This window comes from Paracoccus indicus (assembly GCF_003056335.1).
In the GTDB taxonomy this organism is placed as follows: Bacteria; Pseudomonadota; Alphaproteobacteria; order Rhodobacterales; family Rhodobacteraceae; genus Paracoccus; species Paracoccus indicus.
This window is the reverse complement of sequence record NZ_PYWA01000027.1, coordinates 1-713: the sequence shown is the minus strand read 5'-3', so window position 1 is coordinate 713 and position 713 is coordinate 1. Positions and strand designations below refer to the sequence as shown.

General features: G+C 61.6%; 2 protein-coding genes. One reads left to right on the top strand and one right to left on the bottom strand.

What is annotated here, in order from left to right; translation table 11 throughout:
- A partial coding sequence (locus DDE75_RS17430; protein ID WP_162799112.1) for a transposase occupies positions 1–357 on the bottom strand: 357 nt, incomplete at its 3' end.
- An 87-nt stretch (positions 358–444) separates the two neighbouring features.
- Between DDE75_RS17430 and DDE75_RS17090 the strand changes: the two genes are divergently transcribed.
- The coding region (locus DDE75_RS17090) for a transposase (RefSeq protein ID WP_162798991.1) at positions 445–713 on the top strand (269 nt) is incomplete at its 3' end.

Genomic DNA, 713 nt, shown 5'->3' with positions numbered 1-713 from the left:
CCAGAGGGCGATCTTCCGGCGGGCGTCATCCAGGGTGTCGAAGATCTCCTCGTTCAGCAGTTCGTCACGCAGGCTCTCGTTGAACGACTCGATGAAGGCCCTCGCCATGGTCCTTGGACCAGTGGCGTCCCATGGCTTCGATCCCAGAAGATCCTTGGGCACGATGTTGTCGAGCATCGCGTCAGCCAGAAGCCGTTTCAGCTTGCCGTTCTCGTCCTCCAGCGCCCTCAGCCTCTGGGCATCGGACACGTCCATGCCGCCATACTTGGCCTTGAGCTTGTAGAACGTCGCCGCGCTGAGCCCATGACGGCGACAGACCTCCGCCGTCGCCATTCCGGCTTCCAGCTCCTTGATCATCCCAATGATCTGCGCCTCGGTGAAGCGGCTTTTCTGAACCGCGCCGGGTTTGCCGGAGGCTCCAACTCCTGAGTAGGATGGAGCATCATGAGCAAGACGACGAACAAGTTTTCCCCCGAAGTGCGTGAACGCGCGGTGCGGTTGGTCTTTGATAACGAGGGTGGCCATGAATCGCGGTGGCAGGCAGTCATGTCGATTCCCGCGAAGATCGGCTGTGCGCCCCAGACCCTGAACGAGTGGGTCAAGAAGGCCGAGGTCGACAGCGGAAAGCGCGCTGGCATCCCGGCAGACATGGCCGAGAAGATGAAGGCGCTGGAGCGGGAGAACCGAGAGTTGCGCCAGGGTGAGGAGGGTCA